At 71.8% G+C, this 17,431-nt stretch carries 14 protein-coding genes; 4 read left to right on the top strand and 10 right to left on the bottom strand.

The features are described from left to right. Nucleotides 1-7 precede the first annotated feature (7 nt). The 3 genes from LG278_RS11965 to LG278_RS11975 are packed head-to-tail and all read right to left on the bottom strand — an operon-like array spanning nt 8 to nt 4,577. Nucleotides 8-1,153: an alkaline phosphatase family protein gene (locus tag LG278_RS11965; RefSeq protein ID WP_404387167.1), complete on the bottom strand. Its 1,146-nt coding sequence runs from the start codon at nt 1,151-1,153 to the stop codon at nt 8-10. A 10-nt stretch (nt 1,154-1,163) separates the two neighbouring features. Beyond that, a complete protein-coding gene (locus tag LG278_RS11970; protein ID WP_404387168.1) occupies nt 1,164-1,781 on the bottom strand; it encodes a DUF5998 family protein in 618 nt (205 codons plus the stop codon). Between the two features lie 45 nt (nt 1,782-1,826). After that, on the bottom strand, nt 1,827-4,577 hold the full coding sequence (locus tag LG278_RS11975) for a GNAT family N-acetyltransferase (protein WP_404387169.1): 2,751 nt from the start codon (nt 4,575-4,577) through the stop codon (nt 1,827-1,829). 56 nt (nt 4,578-4,633) lie between these two features. Between LG278_RS11975 and LG278_RS11980 the strand changes: the two genes are divergently transcribed. The 4 genes from LG278_RS11980 (at nt 4,634) to LG278_RS11995 (ending at nt 9,325) form a co-directional block, all read left to right on the top strand. Further along, nucleotides 4,634-5,257, top strand: coding sequence for a nitroreductase family protein (locus tag LG278_RS11980; RefSeq protein ID WP_404387170.1), 624 nt, complete (start codon nt 4,634-4,636; stop codon nt 5,255-5,257). 53 nt (nt 5,258-5,310) lie between these two features. Beyond that, on the top strand, nt 5,311-7,845 hold the full coding sequence (locus LG278_RS11985) for a DNA topoisomerase (ATP-hydrolyzing) subunit A (protein WP_404387171.1): 2,535 nt from the start codon (nt 5,311-5,313) through the stop codon (nt 7,843-7,845). After that, the gene (locus tag LG278_RS11990) at nt 7,842-8,861 is read left to right on the top strand and encodes a sucrase ferredoxin (protein ID WP_404387172.1); all 1,020 of its coding nucleotides are present in this window, start codon (nt 7,842-7,844) and stop codon (nt 8,859-8,861) included. The genes LG278_RS11985 and LG278_RS11990 overlap by 4 nt, the downstream gene beginning before the upstream one ends. 68 nt (nt 8,862-8,929) lie before the next feature. After that, nucleotides 8,930-9,325, top strand: a complete 396-nt coding sequence (locus tag LG278_RS11995; protein WP_404387173.1) for a VOC family protein — start codon at nt 8,930-8,932, stop codon at nt 9,323-9,325. A gap of 18 nt (nt 9,326-9,343) precedes the next feature. Here LG278_RS11995 and LG278_RS12000 read toward each other — a convergent pair whose 3' ends face one another. The 7 genes from LG278_RS12000 to LG278_RS12030 all read right to left on the bottom strand — a co-directional run bounded on the left by LG278_RS12000 (nt 9,344) and on the right by LG278_RS12030 (nt 17,216). Next, nucleotides 9,344-10,294: a hypothetical protein gene (locus LG278_RS12000; protein WP_404387174.1), complete on the bottom strand. Its 951-nt coding sequence runs from the start codon at nt 10,292-10,294 to the stop codon at nt 9,344-9,346. Further along, on the bottom strand, nt 10,291-11,301 hold the full coding sequence (locus LG278_RS12005; RefSeq protein WP_404387175.1) for a VWA domain-containing protein: 1,011 nt from the start codon (nt 11,299-11,301) through the stop codon (nt 10,291-10,293). The genes LG278_RS12000 and LG278_RS12005 overlap by 4 nt, the downstream gene beginning before the upstream one ends. Beyond that, nucleotides 11,298-12,287: a VWA domain-containing protein gene (locus LG278_RS12010; protein WP_404387176.1), complete on the bottom strand. Its 990-nt coding sequence runs from the start codon at nt 12,285-12,287 to the stop codon at nt 11,298-11,300. Before LG278_RS12010 ends, LG278_RS12005 begins: the two co-directional genes overlap by 4 nt. Next, nucleotides 12,278-12,760, bottom strand: coding sequence for a hypothetical protein (locus LG278_RS12015; RefSeq protein WP_404387177.1), 483 nt, complete (start codon nt 12,758-12,760; stop codon nt 12,278-12,280). The genes LG278_RS12010 and LG278_RS12015 overlap by 10 nt, the downstream gene beginning before the upstream one ends. Then, complete coding sequence (locus LG278_RS12020) at nt 12,747-13,634, bottom strand: DUF58 domain-containing protein (protein ID WP_404387178.1); 888 nt, start codon at nt 13,632-13,634, stop codon at nt 12,747-12,749. Before LG278_RS12020 ends, LG278_RS12015 begins: the two co-directional genes overlap by 14 nt. A gap of 28 nt (nt 13,635-13,662) precedes the next feature. Beyond that, complete coding sequence (locus LG278_RS12025; RefSeq protein ID WP_404393632.1) at nt 13,663-14,682, bottom strand: AAA family ATPase; 1,020 nt, start codon at nt 14,680-14,682, stop codon at nt 13,663-13,665. Between the two features lie 401 nt (nt 14,683-15,083). Then, nucleotides 15,084-17,216 carry a type IIA DNA topoisomerase subunit B gene (locus tag LG278_RS12030; protein ID WP_404387179.1) on the bottom strand — a complete coding sequence of 711 codons (2,133 nt, stop codon included), beginning with the start codon at nt 17,214-17,216 and terminating at the stop codon, nt 15,084-15,086. Nucleotides 17,217-17,431: the final 215 nt, after the last annotated feature.

The following is a 17,431-nucleotide window of genomic DNA, read 5'->3' on the forward strand; positions in this document are numbered from 1 at the left end:
CACCACCCTAAGCGCCACGGCGGGGCGGGACGACGATGACGGGCACGGCGAGCTCGGCCTGGCTCGTCGACCCGTGCAGCCCGAGCAGCCGCACGATCTCGGGACGCATGAGCCCGGAGTGCACGATCGCCATCGATGGCCGGGTGGTCACCACGAGGTCACCGATGCGAGGGGCGACCTCGCGCCGCACCGGACCGAACCAGCCCGCGTCGAGCAGCTGCTCGCGGGTGTTGACGGTGGCAGTGCGGCGTAGCCGCGACTGCCACATCGTCGCCACGGCGTCACGCTCCCCCGCCTCCGTGTAGAGCTGCAGGCAGCGTGGCTCGCCGCCGAGATGACGTATGCCGTGCATGAGCTCGGGCTCGTGCGCGAGGTCGATGCGCGCCTCGAAGGGCACGTCGACCATGCCGTGGTCGGCGGTGATGACGATGGAGGTGTCGTCGGGCACCCGGGCCGCGAGACGGGAGAGTGCTGCGTCGACGGCTTCGACCTCGTCGCCCCACTGCCACGACTGGCAGCCGTGGACGTGGCCGACCTTGTCGACCTCGCCCCAGTAGAGGTAGACGAGCGAGCGCTTGGCCTCGCGCACGGCGGAGGCGACCGCGTCGACCCGGTCATCGAGGGTCAGGCCCGACCGGAAGCCACCCCCGCGCAGCGCCGCCGTCGTCAGGCCCGAGCCTTTGAAGTACCACGGCCCGACCATCGTGACGGCCACCCCGGCGTCCTCGAGCGCCTCGAAGACCGTCTCGTGGGGCTGCCAGCGCACCGGGTCGGGGCCGTCCTCCCAGGACAGCTCGTTGACGAGCCGGTCGGTGTCGGGGTCGAGCACCTGCATGCCGACGAGCCCGTGCGCGCCGGGCAGCAGGCCGGTGCCGAGGCTGCCCATCGAGGTCGCCGTCGTCGTCGGGAAGCCGCACGGGATGCGTCGGGCCGACCCCAGGTGCGAGCGCAGGAACGGCGCGTGGCCGCTGCGCTGGCGCAGCAGGTCGTGCCCCAGGCCGTCGACGAGCACGACGACGGTGCGCGGGACCGCGGGGAGATCGAAGACGTCGCGGCCGGCATACCGGCTGACCCCGAGGCGGTCGGCGACGGAGGGCAGCACGGAGGCGAGGCTGCCCGCCGACCAGTCGGGGGCGGTCTGTGTGTCGGCCATCGTGGGTGGGTCAGTGCTTGCGGACGCGGCCGCCGCCGATGCTCGAGGAGAGCACCCGCGAGAAGGCCATGGCGCGCCCGACGGCGTCCTCGCCGTCGGCGGCCGAGCTGACCCGGAGCGAGATGTCGTCGGAGGCGATCGTGCCCTCGAAACCGTGGTCGGCGGTGCAGTCGGGGTCGCCGCACTGGGCCGGGATCATGTCGAGGCGGCTGACCGCCCCCCAGCCGAGGGTGAGGGTGATGTCGCGACCGTGGGTGCCGGGGGCGAAGGTGTCGGGCTCGGCCACGACGTGGGTGAGCATGACGCCCCGCACCGCCGTGAGCGGCACCGTCTCGGTGGTCGCGGTGGCCATCAGCTTCTCGTCGGGGTCGGCGTGGTCGTCGGCGTGCGCGATGACGAGCCGGTCGGGGGTCACGACGAGGACGGTCACGTGACGCCGCACGGTGTCGCTGTCGAAGGTCGTCTCCTGGTGCACGAGGTGCGACACGACCTCGTCACCGGCGATCGCGGACTCCACGACGTCGACGACGAGAGAGGGGTAGTAGCCGGCCCGGGTGATGGCCTCGGTGAGGTCGGCGGGCAGGGCACGCCCCGGCTCGTGGCCGGGCTGCTGGGTGGCACGTCGCATGCCCCCATCCTTGCACCAGCAGCAGGTGGGCCCGGTCGAGGATCCTCAGGTCATGCTGCGGCGGCCGGGGTCCTTGCGCACGAGGGCCGGTCGCACGACGACGTCGGCCCCGAGCACGTCGACGCCACCCGTCCACGCGTTGACCGGGTTGAGCTCGACCGACGACATCTCGGGGTGGTCGTCGGCGAGCATCGAGAGCCGCGAGATGAGGTCGGCGAGCGCGGCCCGGTGCACCGGCGCGGCGCCGCGGTGGCCGGCGAGCAGCGGAGCCGCCTTGACCCCGTCGATGAGGTCGGTGACGTCGACGTCGGTGAGCGGCGGGATGCGGTGCGAGACGTCACCGAGCAGCTCGGTGGGCGGTCCGGCGACGGAGAAGCTGACGACGGGACCGAAGAGCGGGTCCTCGCTCGCCCGCACGACGCACGACACGCCGGGCACCGCCATCCGCTGCACGACGAAGCGGTCGGCGCCCAGCGGTCCGAGGCGGCTCGACAGCGACGCGTAGGCGTCGCGCACCGCCTCGGAGTCGACGAGGTCGCCGCGCACCCCCACGAGGCCTGGCTGGTGACGCACGACGGGCGAGGTCGACTTGAGGATGACGGGGTAGGTGAGGGTCTCGGCGGCCCGCACGGCCGCCTCGACGCCGGTGACCTCGATGGCCGGCCAGAGGCGGATGCCGTAGGCCGCGAGCAGCTCGCGGGCCTCGTCGCGGGTGAGGGCCCGGCCCTGCGGGTGGGTCGCGAGGACCGCCTCGGTGAGGACTTCGACCCGGGCCCGGTCGATGCCCACCGGCGCCACGGCCGACCCGCGGTCTCGGGAGCGCCACTGGGCGTAGCGGGTGACGGCGTTGAGGGCCCGGATGCCGTCCTCGGGCATCGAGTAGGCGGGCACCGAGCGCTTGACGTCGCCCTGCACGTAGGACAGTCCGTCGCCGACGCCTCGCATGCCGAGGAACGTTGCGACGCAGGGCTTCTCGTGCTTGGCCACGACCTCGCGGACGGCGGCGTGCACCTCCTCGTCCTGCGTCACGAGCGGCGGGATGAACGCCGCGACGACGCTGTCGACCTCGGGGTCGGCGAAGGCAGCGTCGAGGGCGGCCGCGAACTCCTCGGCCGACGCCTGGGGCAGCAGCGAGACGGGCCCGTGCGTCACCTTGAGGCCCCAGCTGAGGCAGGCGCTGGCGCTGAGCGCGCCGAGGGCGTCGGAGTTGCCGACGATGGCCACCCGGTCACCCGCGGGCAGGGGTTGGTGCAGCGTGAGCTGGGCGACGTCGAAGAGCTGGTGGACGTTCTCGACCCGGATGACGCCGGCCTGGCGCAGCAGCGCGTCGAAGGCCTGCGGCGGCACGTTGGTGACGCGGGTGCGGTGCCCGGGAGGCGCCGCGAAGCTCGAGACACCCGAGCTGACGACGATGACCGGCTTGACCTTGGCGAGCTGGCGGGCGATGCGCGAGAACTTGCGGGGGTTGCCCATCGACTCGAGGTAGAGGCCGACGGTGTCGGTGTCCTGGTCGTCGATCCAGTACTGCATGAGGTCGTTGCCCGACACGTCGACGCGGTTGCCCGCGGACGCGAAGACCGAGATGCCGAGCCCGCGACGGGCGGCGGACGCGAGCACCGCGACCCCCAGCGCGCCACTCTGGGCGAAGAGCCCGAGCCGGCCACGCTGCGGGATCACCGAGGCGAGCGTGGCGTTGAGGCGCACCTCGGGGTCGTTGTTGATCAGGCCGAAGCTGTTGGGCCCGATGACGCGCATGCCCGCGCGGCGCACCCGGCGGCGCAGCTTCTCCTGGAGCTTGACGCCCTCCTCCCCCGCCTCGGCGAAGCCGGACGACAGCACGAGCAGCGCCTTGACGCCGGCCTTGCCGCACTCCTTGACGACGCCGACGGTCTGGTCGGCGGGGATGACGAGGATCGCGAGGTCGACGGGCTCGGGCACGTCGCGGATGCTTGGGTAGGCCTTGAGGCCCTGGATCTCGGTGGCCTCGGGGTGGATCGGGTAGAGCTCGCCTCGGAAGCCCGCCGCGATGATGTTGGCGAGCACGAGGGCGCCGATCGACTCCTCGCGCCGGCTCGCCCCGATGATCGCCACCCGCTCCGGGAAGAGGATGGTGCGCATGCTGCGCGCCTCGGCACGGTGCTCGCGCGAGAGCTGCACCTCCTTGGACCGCTCCGTCGGCAGGATGTCGAACGACACCTCGATGACGCCGTCCTCGAAGTGGTGCGAGACCTCGTAGCCGGCCTCCTTGAAGACCGTGAGCATCTTGCGGTTCTGCGGCAGCACCTCGGCCGTGAAGCGCGAGATGCCCAGCTCCTGCGCGATCGCCGCCAGGTGCTCGAGCATGACCGAGCCGATGCCCTTGCCCTGGAAGTGGTCGGAGATGTTGAAGGCCACCTCGGCCGACGTGGGGTCGATGCGGTCGAAGCGGCCGATGCCGATGATCTCGCCGTCGAGGGTCGCGACCAGCGCGACGCGGTCGTGGTGGTCGACGTGGGTGAAGCGGTGGAGGTCGCGCTGGCTCAGCTCGCGCAGCGGCGCGAAGAAGCGCAGGTAGATCGACTCGGCCGACTGACGGGAGTGGAAGAGCGCGATGCCGGGGGCGTCGTCGGGCGTGATCGGCCGCACGTGCGCCACCGTGCCGTCGCGCAGCACGACGTCGGCCTCCCACTCGACCGGGGCGCCGGTGGCCTGCGCCGCCACGCGCTCGATGGCGCCCGTGTCGTCGCCGTCGGCGCCGACGCCACCACCCTCGGCTCCCGGATCGAGGTCGCGATCGAGGTCCTGCCCACCCACCATGGGCTCATCGTGTCACGTCCCGCCGACCGGCCTGCCGAAGATGCCACGCTGGCCTCATGGAGTTCTCAGAGGTCGTCCGCCGCCGCCGCATGGTCCGTCGCTACGACCCCGACCGGGCCGTGCCCCGCGAGGTCGTCGAGCGCTGCCTCGACAACGCCGTCCGCGCGCCGAGCGCCGGCTTCAGCCAGGGCTGGGACTTCCTCGTCCTCACGACCGGCGAGGAGCGCGAGGCGTTCTGGGCGGCCACGACCGCCCCGGATGCGCCGGAGGACCCCTGGCTCAGCAGCATACGGGCGGCGCCGGTGCTCGTGCTGTGCCTCTCGCACAAGGACGCCTACCTCGAGCGCTACGCCGCGCCCGACAAGGGGTGGACCGACCGTGACGAGGCCCGCTGGCCGGTGCCCTACTGGGACGTCGACACCGGCATGGCCGCGTTCCTCGTCCTGCTGACCGCCACGGACGAGGGGCTCGGCAGCCTCTTCTTCGGCGTGCCGCCGGAGCGGCACGGCGAGGTGCACGACGCCTTCGGGATCCCTGCCAGCCGCAGCATCGTGGGCGTCGTGTCGATCGGGTATGCCGTCCCGGGCCCCAAGAGCCCCAGCCTCCGCAGGCACCGGCGCACCGGCCACGAGGTCGCTCACTGGGGCCGCTTCGGCGTGGCAGGTGAGGACGCGAGATGACCCTGCGCGAAGATGGGGCGCCCACCCGCTAGCGGCAAGGAGCACCACCCGGCATGGCCCGTCGCACGACCACCCCGCCTCCTCCCGAGGACTTCGAGGAGAAGATCGTCGGCATCGACGTCGAGGAGGAGATGCAGAACGCCTTCCTCGAGTACTCCTACAGCGTCATCTACAGCCGGGCGCTCCCTGACGCGCGCGACGGGCTCAAGCCCGTGCAGCGGCGCATCCTCTACGGCGCCAACGAGCTCGGGCTGCGCCCCGACCACGGGCACGTCAAGAGCCAGCGCATCGTCGGCGAGGTGATGGGCAAGTACCACCCGCACGGTGACCAGGCCATCTACGACGCGCTCGTGCGCATGGCACAGTCGTTCACCCTGCGCCTGCCGCTCATCGACGGCCACGGCAACTTCGGCTCGCTCGACGACGGACCGGCAGCCGCCCGCTACACCGAGGCCCGCATGGCCGCCGCGGCCCTGCTCATGGTCGGCAGCCTCGACGAGGACACCGTCGACTTCGTGCCCAACTACGACGACACGCAGTGGCAGCCGAGCGTCATGCCGGCCGCCTACCCCAACCTGCTCGTCAACGGCGCCGCCGGCATCGCCGTCGGCATGGCCACCAACATGGCGCCGCACAACCTCGTCGAGGTGATCGGCGCGGCCCGTCACCTCATCGCGCACCCGACGTGCTCGCTCGAGGACCTGATGAAGTTCGTGCCCGGCCCCGACCTGCCGTGCGGCGGCAAGATCGTCGGGCTCGAGGGCATCCGCGACGCCTACCTCACCGGTCGCGGCAGCTTCCGCACGCGGGCCACGACCCGCATCGAGGCGCTCACGCCCCGTCGCAAGGGCATCGTCGTCACCGAGCTGCCCTACCTCGTCGGACCCGAGAAGGTCATCGACAAGGTCAAGGACCTCGTGCAGTCCAAGCGCCTGCAGGGCATCGCCGACCTCAAGGACCTCTCCGACCGGCAGAACGGCCTGCGCCTCGTCATCGAGATCAAGAACGGCTTCCACCCCGAGGCCGTGCTCGAGCAGCTCTTCAAGCTGACGCCGATGGAGGAGAACTTCGGCATCAACAACGTCGCCCTCGTCGAGGGCCAGCCCCGCACCATGGGGCTCAAGGAGCTGCTCTCGGTCTACGTCGACTTCCGCACCGACGTCGTGCGTCGGCGCAGCGAGCACCGGCTGCGCAAGCGCGAGGAGCGCCTCCACCTCGTCCACGGTCTGCTCGTGGCCATCGTCGACATCGACGAGGTCATCCAGGTCATCCGCACCTCCGACGACGCCGAGATCGCCCGCACCCGGCTGATGCACGTCTTCGACCTCGACGAGGTGCAGGCCACCTACATCCTCGAGCTGCGGCTGCGGCGCCTGACGAAGTTCTCGCTCATCGAGCTCGAGACCGAGCGGGCCGAGCTCGAGCGGGCCATCGAGGAGCTGCGCGCGTTGCTCGCCGACGAGAAGCTGCTCCTCAAGCTCGTCTCCGACGAGCTCGCCGCCGTCGCCAAGGCACACGGCACCCCGCGGCGCACGGTGCTGCTCGAGAGCTCGGGACAGAGTGCGGCCGCCACCGCGAGCAGCCCCCTCGAGGTGAGCGACGATCCGTGCTGGGTGCTGCTCTCCTCGACCGGCCTGCTCGCCCGCACCGGCAGCGCCGAGCAGATCCCCACCGAGGGCTCGCGCTCCAAGCACGACGTCATCATCGGTGCCGTGCGCACGACGGCGCGGGGGGAGTTCGGTCTGGCCACGACCGCGGGTCGGATGATCCGCCTGTCGGCGCTCGACCTGCCGACGCTGCCCCCGACCAACGGCGCACCCAGCCTCTCGGGCGGCGCCCCCCTCGCGGCATACGTCGATCTGCCGAAGGGCGAGGAGCCGCTCACGATCCTGCCGATCGGCGCCGACGCGCCCGTGCTCGCCCTCGGCACCGCGAGCGGCGTCGTCAAGCGGGTGGCTCCCGAGGCGCCGCGGAGCGACGAGTGGAGTCTCATCAGCCTCAGGGACGGCGACCGCGTCGTCGGCGCGGCCGTGGCCGACCGTGACGACCTCGACCTCGTCTTCATCACGAGCGACGCCCAGCTGCTGCGCTTCGCAGCCCGTGCGGTGCGCCCGCAGGGTCGCTCGGCCGGCGGCATGGCGGGCATCAAGCTCGCGGCCGGGGCGACGGCGACGTTCTTCGGGGTGGCCGACCCCGCGCGTGAGGGAGTCGTCGTCACGTCATCGGGCAGCTCCGACGCGCTCCCCGGCACGCAGGGCGGCTCGCTCAAGGTGACGCCGTATGCGGAGTACCCCCCGAAGGGTCGCGCCACCGGTGGGGTGCGCTGCCACCGCTTCCTCAAGGGCGAGGACACCCTCGTGCTCGCCTTCGCCGGCAACACTCCCGTGCGGGCGGCGGCGGCCAACGGCGTGGCCACGCCGCTCCCGGCCGCCGACGGCCGGCGCGACGGCTCCGGCGTGCCGGCGACGGCGGTCATCGCGCACGTGGCGGCCGCACCCGATGCGGCCGCACCCGATGCGGCCGGGCCCGATGCGGCCGCGCCCGACCCGGGCCCGGGCACCGACGACGACCCGAAGGGCTCCGCATGAGCACGGCCCCAGCACCGACACCCGCCCCCGACGAGCCCCTGGTTCTCGACGAGCACCCGTCGACGACGCACGGCGCACCGGCTGACGACGCCTGCTCGGTGCAGTGGGACGCCGACGGCACGAGCGCCCACGGCACGGCCGCGGGCGCCGACTTCTTCGTCATCGTCGAGCAGTCGGGTCCGTGGGGTCGCGACGCGGCCCGCGAGTCACACCTCGACCCTCTGCTCGGGGCCGAGCTCGACGCCCGCACGAGCCGCGCCGGCGGCCGCTTCATGCTCGTGCGTCGCCCCGGCGGCCACCCCGCCCACGACGGACCCCGGCGGGTGCTGCTCGCGCATGCCGGCACGGCCCCGGACTCACCGGCATGGCTGCTCGAGGCCGAGGTCGCCGACCCGGGCGAGCTGCTCGGGCTCGACTGGGGCGCCCTCGCGCGGGGCAGCCGCGCTCTTGTCGCGGCGTCGCTGCCGGGAGCCCGTGACGCGGAGCCGACCCTGCTCGTCTGCACCAACGGCCGGCGCGACGTCTGCTGCGCCGTGCGCGGGCGGCCCCTGGCCGCCGCTGCGGCGCGGGTGGCACCGGGACGGGTGTGGGAGGTCTCGCACACCGGCGGACACCGCTTCGCCCCCACTGCCGTGCTGCTGCCGTGGGGACAGACGTATGCGCGCCTCGACGAGCAGGGGGCGGCGTGGGTGCTCGAGGCGAGCCTCTCCGGTCACACGCCGGCCGAGCTGCTCGGCCCGCTGCACGACCGCGGCCGGTCGGCCCTCGCGCCCGCGGCCCAGTGCGCGGAGTCGCACGTCCGGGCCGAGCTCGGCGAGACCCACCTCGCGTCGCTCTGGGCCTCCGAGCCGACGCCCTCGGACGACGCCAGCGACGTCGTCGTCACCCATGCAGACGGGCGCCGCTGGCGCGTGCACGTCGCACGCGTCCCCGTGGCGCGCACGCGGCCGGAGTCCTGCGGCAAGAAGGGCATCGAGGTGCTCGAGCATCGGGCGACCTCCGTCACGGCTCTCTGAGAAGCCGACCGCTGCGCCCGGTGTGGTGCGAGACTGGACTGTCGGGCAGATCGGTGGAGGAGGTTGACGTGTCGCGCGTGGTGCACTTCGAGATCCAGGTCGACGACATCGAGCGGGCGAAGGCGTTCTATGCCGCCGCGTTCGACTGGTCGTTCGAGGACTACGGCCAGTTCACCGGCTCCCCCTACTGGGGCATCGTCACCGGCCCTGACGACGAGCCCGGCATCAACGGCGGCCTGCTGCAGCGACCGGTGCCGGCCCCGACCTCGGGTCAGGGCACCAACGCCTTCGTCTGCACCATCGGGGTGGGTGACTACGACGAGACCGAGCGACGCATCCTCGCCGCCGGAGGCCAGGTGGCCCTGCCGAAGATGGCGCTGACCGGCATGGCCTGGCAGGGCTACTACCTCGACACCGAGGGCAACACGATCGGCATCCACCAGCCCGATCCCGACGCTGCCTAGCGCGTCGTCACAGCGGGGTCACCAGGGCTTGGGATAGCTCGGCCCGTCGCCGCCACTGCCCTCCTGGTCGTCCTCGCCCAGCTGCTGGTTGCGCTCGATGGTGTTCTGGCGCTGCTGCTCCTGCAGGAACTCCTGCTGCTCCTGGCTCGGTGTGTTGTCGGCGTCGGGGGTGGGCTGCGGCTGGGGCGTCGGCTGCTCGCCGGGCGTGTCTCCCGGCTGCTCCGGAGGCGTCTCCCCCTCCGGCTGCGGCTCGGCGTTCTTCTCCTCCATGCGCTCCTGAGCCTGCTGGAGCTGCTCGCCGGACTGCTCCCCCTCGGGCGCGTCACAGAGGGGGGGCCGCTGGCTCGTCGTCTCGATCCCCTTGTCGTAGAACTGTTTCCACTCGGCCGTTCTCTCCTTGGCCTTGGCCGCGTCACCGAGCGCCTCGTAGGTGAGCCCCAGGTTGACCCGCACCTTGCACTCGTCGATGCCACCCTTGGGCACCTGCTCGAGCGCCTGCTCGAACCACGGCCGGGCCTGCTCGAAGCTGCCCGTCAGCACATAAGCGTCGCCGATGGCGAAGGGCGAGCGGAACTGCTCGACGATGTTGACCCAGCCCTGACGCTCCCCCCACTCCTGGGTGGCCGCGCGGTCGCCGGACTCGTAGGCCTCGATCGTCTGGGCGGCGACGAGGTTGAGGCTCAGCAGGCGCAGCGCCCCGAGCACGAGGAGGACGACCACGGGCAGGCTGCCGAGCAGCAGGCGGCGCCTCCGCCGGCGCTGCTGCGCCGTCATCGGGGGACGAGGTCCCTTCTCCGTGCCGTCGCGCCTGCGGTCGAAGGCCCAGCCGGTATGCCGGGTGGCGGGCACCCCCGCTCCCCCGTCGGTGCCGGGGTGGCCCGCGTGGTCGGGGTCGTCGAGCAGCACGCCTAGACCGTGGTCGGGGGTCGGAGGCGACGTCGAGCGGTCGCGACGCGGGTCGGTGCTCACGGCTGGGCCTCCTTGCGACGACGGGTCTGCGACAGGGCGGTGAGACTGGCCCCGAGCTCCCACACGGCGAGCCCGGCGACGCCGATGAGGAGCGGCCAGTAGAGCTCCTGGCGGGCGCGGACGCGCTGCGCCTCGACCTCGGCGCTCGTGCCGAAACGCTCGAGGTCGACGCTCGAGACGACGGGCTCGATCGAGTCACCCGACTCGCGGTGGACGTAGGTCAGGCCGAGCTGCTCGCCGATGCCACGCAGGTTGTCCTCGTCGATGACCGAGCGGGCGTCCTCGCCCGTCGCTGGGTCGATGATGTAGTCGGTCGTCGCATCGAAGCGGGAGCGGGTCGCCTTCATCCGACCGCCCTCGCTCGTGCCGTAGCCGAGCACGGCGCCGCCGTTGATGAGCCGGGGGTCGATGGTGAAGGGCACGGCTGGCTCGGGGGCCGTCTGCTCACCGTCACCGAGGTAGAAGACGACGCGGCCCCGGTCGGGGTTGCGCTCATCGGCCTGCTCGAGCATCCGCCCCAGCCGCTCGTTGGCCGCCGTGATGGACGAGCCTCGGGAGTACTCGGACGCCTCGGGGATCAACGTCTCGAGTGCGGCGTCGAGGGCGTTGGAGTCGGTCGTCAACGGCACCCGCACCCGGGTCGACTGGTCGAAGGTGATGACCGAGTAGCGCGCTCCGGGCAGGGCCTCGGTCACGGCGGTGATGTCGGACTCCACCCCGGAGATGCGCGGCCGTTCGTTGCCGTAGTCCTCCGCGATGATGCTGCTCGTCGTGTCGACGACGAAGTAGACGTTGAGGTTGGCGGCCGAGGCGTCGACCTCGTCTCCGGGCACGGCCGGGCGGAGCGCGGCCACCCCGAGCAGCACGACCATCGCGGTGAGGCGCCAGTGGGTCGCCCGCGACTCGCCGGGCACCGAGCGCGACGAGGGGTTCCACCACACAGCCACGAGGGCCGCCACGACGAGCACGAGCAGCACCGGCCAGGGGCCGATCGGCAGGAAGGTCACGACGACCACCTCCGGCTCGCGCCGATGACCCCGACAAGGCCGACTCCGGCGAGCGTGATGGGCAGCGCCGGGTTGTCGGTCTGCAGCGCGCGTGCGGCCGAGTCGATGAGGCTGGCCTCCTGCGCCTGCACAGCCTCCACGATGCCGCCGATGGCGCTCGTGTCACCCATCGTGAAGTAGCGCCCGGCCGTGCCCTCGACGACCTGACGCATCTCGACGGCCTCACGGTCGGCGCCGTCTTCCTCGGGGTTGAGCCCGTAGACGCGCACCCCCTTGGCCTTGGCGAGCTCACCCGCCTCGTCGAGCTCGATGATGGGCCGGCCGGCGAGGTGGTTGTCGGTGGCGAAGACGACCGACCGCGGACGTTGCGTGTCGACCCGGTCGAAGCTCGAGACGCAGGTCGCGAGGCCGTCGCCGATGAGGGAGGTGCCGCGCCCGTTGAAGGTGCCGGCAAAGAACGACTCGAGGTCGGGCTCTCCCGCCAGCGCCCGTCCCGCGAGGTCGAGCTCCTCGTTGATGAAGTCGTAGTCGTCGGTGAGCGGGAAGACCGTCGCGGCCGAGGAGTTGAAGATGACGAGCCCGATGCGTTCGCCCTCGAAGCTCGTGACGAGCCGCTTGAAGGTCGAGACGAGCTCGGCGTCGTAGGCCGCCATCGACCCCGAGATGTCGAGGCACAGCATGATGTCGCGGTTGCGCGTCTCGGGACGCTCGATCGTCGTGTCGACCGGCCGCGCCGCCCCGAGCAGCGCGGCCCCACCGAGGAGCATCGCGCTGGCGGCGAGCACGGCCATCCGGATGCGGTGGGCCCGCAGCGCACGGCGATACTCCGGCAGGGCGGTGAGCGCCGACGAGTTGGCGACGGCGGAGGTCGCGCGCGCCGAGCGCTGCGAGAGGTGGCGGTGCACGGCATACGTCGCGGCGAGCGCGACGAGCAGGCCGACCGAGAGGACGGCGGGGAACCTGAGGTCGAGGCCGGTCAGCTCCATCGCCCCACCACCTGCTTGGCCACCTCGCCGGCACCGGCGAGGGTCTCGGCCTCGCGGGGCCCGAACTCCCCCGGGTAGAGCTGGCCGACGACCTGCGAGACCGGCGTCAGCCGCTCCCCCGTCGCGGTGAGCTCGGTCAGCGTCATGGTCGGGGCATGGATGCCCGACACCTCCTGCACGAAGTGCCGCACGAGGACGCTGAGCTGCTGGTGGCCGGCCCGCTGGGTGATCTCGCCCCGGGCCGCCCGGCCCAGCACGAGGTCGATCTGCCGCGTGTAGTCGGCCCGCAGCCGCGAGAGCCGGTCGGGCGTGACCCGGGCCGGGATGCGCACCCGGCGCGGTCGCGTCGACGACCACACGAAGACATACCAGAGGACGACGAGCGCGAGCACGCCGACGCCGATCCACAGCCACCGGGCGGCATACAGGTCGGGGGCGTAGAAGCCAGGCGGCGGGGGGTCAACGGCGCGCACGGCGCTGCCTCTCGAGCAGGGCGAAGACCGCGGTGACGACCTCGTCGGAGGAGCCGATGCGCGCGTGGCTGATGCCCCGGCGGTCGAGCAGCTCGGCCGTGCGCCGCACCCGTTCCTCCACCGACGCGGCATACGCCTGGCGCACCTTCGCGTCGAGGCGCACGAGCGTCGGCAGCGCCTGGCCGTCGGAGACGTCGTATGCCGTGCGGTCGCCCGCGATGGCCGTCGGGTCGGCGTCCTCGACCGTCAGCCAGAGGATCTCGTGCTGGACGTGCAGTCGGCGCAGCAGCTCGTCGAGGGCCGGGTCGAGGTCGCGGTCGTCGGCCACCACGACGAGGAAGAGGCGGCGCCGGACGTTGCTGACGATCCACCTCAGCTGGGTGGCGAGGTTGCTCTGGTCGCCGTCGAGCGACGTGGCAGCGTCGATGGCGCGCAGGAGCAGCTCGAGGTGTGTCTCGGTGCCGCGCAGGTCGTGGGCGACCGTGGAGGTGGCCGTGCCGCGCACGAGGCCGACGAGGTCGCCGTGCCGCTGCGCGAGGTAGCCGACGAGGCCGGCCGCGCAGATCGCGACGGCCGACTTCGGCTCGCCGCTGCGGGTCGTGGCCGCCATGCCGCGGCCCGTGTCGACGACGAGCATGAGGTTCTGCTTGCGGGTCGCGACGTAGCGCTTGACGAGCGGCGAGGTGTGGCGGGCCGTGGCCTTCCAGTCGATGTCGCGCACCTCGTCGCCGGGCACGTAGGCGCGCAGGTCGTCGTAGTCGAGGCTGCGGCCGTGGAACGCCGAGGCGTACTCGCCCTCGAGCATGCTGCGCGAGCGCCGTCGGGCGTGGACGAAGAGCTTGCTCTTCACCCGCGTCAGCAGTGTCGTCGTCACTGTCACCTCCCCTCGTCGCGCGCCCCCGTCAGGGCGTCCGGATCCCGCCGACCATGGCGTCGATGACGTGCTCGACCGGCACGTCGTCGGCGGCGGCCTCGAAGCCGAGGGACACCCGGTGGCGCAGCACCCGGTGGGTCAGCGCCTTCACGTCGTCGGGAACGACGTGGTTGCGCCCGTCGACGAGCGCGCGGGCCCGGGCCGCCGCCATGAAGGCGATGCTCGCCCGCGGGCTCGCGCCGTAGTCGACGTAGGAGGCCAGGCGGGTCTCGATGTAGTCGCGCGGGTGCCGGGTGACGTAGCCGATACCGACGATGTAGTTGACGATCGCCGGGTCGACGTAGACCCGCGCGGCGAGGGCCTGCAGGCGCTTGACGTCGGGGATGGACACGACCGGCCCCGAGACGCCGACGAAGATGCCGGAGTCGATGCGCCGCAGCACCTCCGCCTCCTCGGCGGGCGAGGGGTAGTCGAGCACGTCCTTGAGCGTGAAGCGGTCCATCTGCGCCTCGGGCAGCGGATAGGTGCCCTCCTGCTCGATGGGGTTCTGGGTGGCGAGGACGAGGAAGGGGTCAGGCAGCGGGTAGCTGCGGTCGCCGATCGAGGTCTGCCGCTCCTGCATCGCCTCGAGCATCGCCGACTGCGTCTTGGCGCTGCTGCGGTTGATCTCGTCGAGCAGCACGACGTTGGCGTGCACCGGGCCGAGCTGGGTCTCGAAGGTGCCACTGACCTGGTTGTAGACCTGCGTGCCGACGATGTCGCTCGGCAGCAGGTCGGGCGTGCACTGGATGCGGTGGAAGGTGCCGCCGACAGCCTGGGCCATCGTCTGCGCCGCAGTGGTCTTGGCCAGACCGGGCACGCTCTCGAGCAGGACGTGCCCACCCGTCATCAGCGCGATGAGCAGGGTCTCGTGCAGCCGGGACTGCCCGACGACCTTGGCCGTGAAGGCTCCCGAGATCGCACTGATGGTGTCCTGGGCCCAGCGCAGCTCGTCGCTCGTCAGGTAGGGGCTCGGCGAGGGGGCGGTGCGCTCGGCCGGGGTGTCGATCGAGGCCACGGCGACGTCGTCGGCGGCAGACCCGTCGACCGGTGCGGACGACCGGTGGCCGTCGGGCGAGGGAGGCGGCACGTCGGCGTCGGCGACCGTGTCGTGCCCGTCGACGGTGGTGCGGGTGTCGACACCGTCACGGGTGTCACGGGTGCCAGTGTCGGTCGGGATCTCGACCGTGAAGGTGTCACCCCGGGCACCGTCCTGGCCCGGAGGTGCGTGATGGTCGTCGGCGGGTGACTCCCCGGCGTTGGCGTTCCCCACGTTCGGCTCCTCTTCGGCGACGTCCGGTGTCGCGAGTCACACCGGAGGCTCATGGTAAGCACGGGTTGCTGTGTCGCGCCGAGCCGCGGGGGCGGTGGCCACGGACCGGACGTTCCCGGACGCCCCGGACGTGCCGCTCAGGCGTCGATGCGCTCGCGGTCGATCTCGGTCGCGGACTCGATGATGAAGTCCTTGCGCGGCGCGACCTCGTTGCCCATGAGCAGCTCGAACGTGCGCTCGGCGGTCTCGAGGTCGCGCATCGTCACCTGCCGCAGCGTGCGGTGGCGGGGGTCCATCGTCGTGTCGGCGAGCTGGTCGGCGTCCATCTCGCCGAGACCCTTGTAGCGCTGCATCGGCTGCTTGACCTTCTTGCCTGACTTCTCGAGGCGGGTCAGAGTGCGGCGCATCTCGGGCTCGTTGTAGGTGTAGATCAGCTCGTTCTTCTTCGAGCCGGCGTTGATGACCTCGATGCGGTGCAGCGGGGGCATCGCGGCATAGACCCGCCCGGCGTCGACGAGCGGGCGCATGTAGCGGAAGAAGAGCGTGAGCAGGAGTGTGCGGATGTGGGCGCCGTCGACGTCGGCGTCGGTCATGATGATGACCTTGCCGTAGCGGGCGGCCTCGAGGTCGAAGCTGCGGCCCGAGCCGGCTCCGATGACCTGGATGATCGAGGCGCACTCGGCGTTCTTGAGCATGTCGCTCACCGACGCCTTCTGCACGTTGAGGATCTTGCCGCGGATCGGCAGCAGCGCCTGGAACTCCGAGGAGCGTGCCTCCTTGGCGGTGCCCATCGCTGAGTCGCCCTCGACGATGAACAGCTCGGAGCGCTCGACGTCGCTCGTGCGGCAGTCGCGCAGCTTGGACGGCAGGGTCGAGCTCTCGAGGGCGTTCTTGCGGCGCTGGGTCTCCTTGTGCAGCCGCGCGCTGATGCGCGACTTCATCTCGGAGACGACCTTCTCGAGCAGCAGCGCCGCCTGGGCCTTGTCGCCGCGCTTGGGCGAGGTCAACCGGGCCGTCAGCTCCTGCTCGACGACCTTGGCGACGATGGCGCGCACGGCGTTGGTGCCGAGCACCTCCTTGGTCTGCCCCTCGAACTGCGGCTCGGCCAGCCGCACGGTGACGACCGCCGTCATGCCGGCGAGGATGTCGTCCTTCTCGGGCTTGTCGGAGCCGACCTTGAGTCGACGCGCGTTGAGCTCGAGCTGGCGGCGGAAGACCTTGACGATGGCCTGCTCGAAACCGGTGACGTGGGTGCCGCCCTTGGGCGTGGTGATGATGTTGACGAAGGACTGCATCCGGGTGTCGTAGCCCTGGCCCCAGCGCAGCGCGATGTCGACCTCGCACGTGCGCTCGAGCTCGGTGGGCGTCATGTGACCGTTGACGTCGAGCACCGGCACCGTCTCGGTGAAGGTGCCCGAGCCCTCAAGACGCCACACGTCGGTGACGGCCGTGTCGGGGGCGAGGTACTCGACGAAGTCGGTGATGCCCCCGTCGTGCTGGAAGACCTCCTCGACCGGCCCGTCGGCGCCGGGGGTGCCGGGGATGCGGCGCTCGTCGCGGATGACGAGGCGCAGGCCGGGCACGAGGAACGAGGTCTGCCGGGCACGCCCGGCGATGGCCTCGTAGTCGAGCTCGGCGTCCTTGATGAAGATCTGCCGGTCGGGCCAGAAGCGCACCCGCGAGCCGGTGACCCCCCGCTTTGCCTTGCCGACCACGGGCAGCGCGCTCTTCTTCTCGTAGGGGGTGAACTCGGACTCCGGCGAGTGCACCGTGCTGCGGTCGGTGAACGTGCCGGGCTCGCCGCGGCGGAAGCTCATGCCGTAGGTCTTGCCCGCGCGGTCGACCTCGACGTCGAGGCGGGCCGAGAGGGCGTTGACGACGGAGGCGCCGACCCCGTGCAGTCCACCGGTCGCGGCATACGACGCGCCACCGAACTTGCCACCTGCGTGGAGCTTGGTGAAGACGACCTCGACACCGGACAACCCGGTGCGCGGCTCGATGTCGACAGGGATGCCTCGGCCGTCGTCGCGCACCTCGATCGATCCGTCGCCGCCGAGGATGACCTGGATGTCGGTGCAGACCCCGGCGAGAGCCTCGTCGACGGCGTTGTCGATGATCTCCCAGAGGCAGTGCATGAGGCCACGCTGGTCGGTCGATCCGATGTACATGCCCGGGCGCTTGCGCACCGCCTCGAGTCCCTCGAGGACCTGGAGGTGGCGCGCGGTGTAGTCGCCGGTGCCGTTGGGTGCGGGGCGTGAGGCGGAGGCCACAGTCGTCGATCTCTTTCGTGTCGGTCTGACGGCCGGGTCGCCGGCCGCATCCGAAGCGTAACGACCGGAGGTGACGATGCCCGGCTGCCACGCACAGGCGTGGACGCTGCAGTGACGGCCGGGCGACGACCGGGCGAGAGCTGGCCACCTCAGGGGTGGACACGACGTAACGATCCGGGCATGACGCCGGTCTCACAGATCGAGCCTGCAGATGG

It is taken from the genome of Humibacillus xanthopallidus (assembly GCF_044793955.1).
Classification (GTDB): domain Bacteria; phylum Actinomycetota; class Actinomycetes; order Actinomycetales; family Dermatophilaceae; genus Humibacillus; species Humibacillus xanthopallidus_C.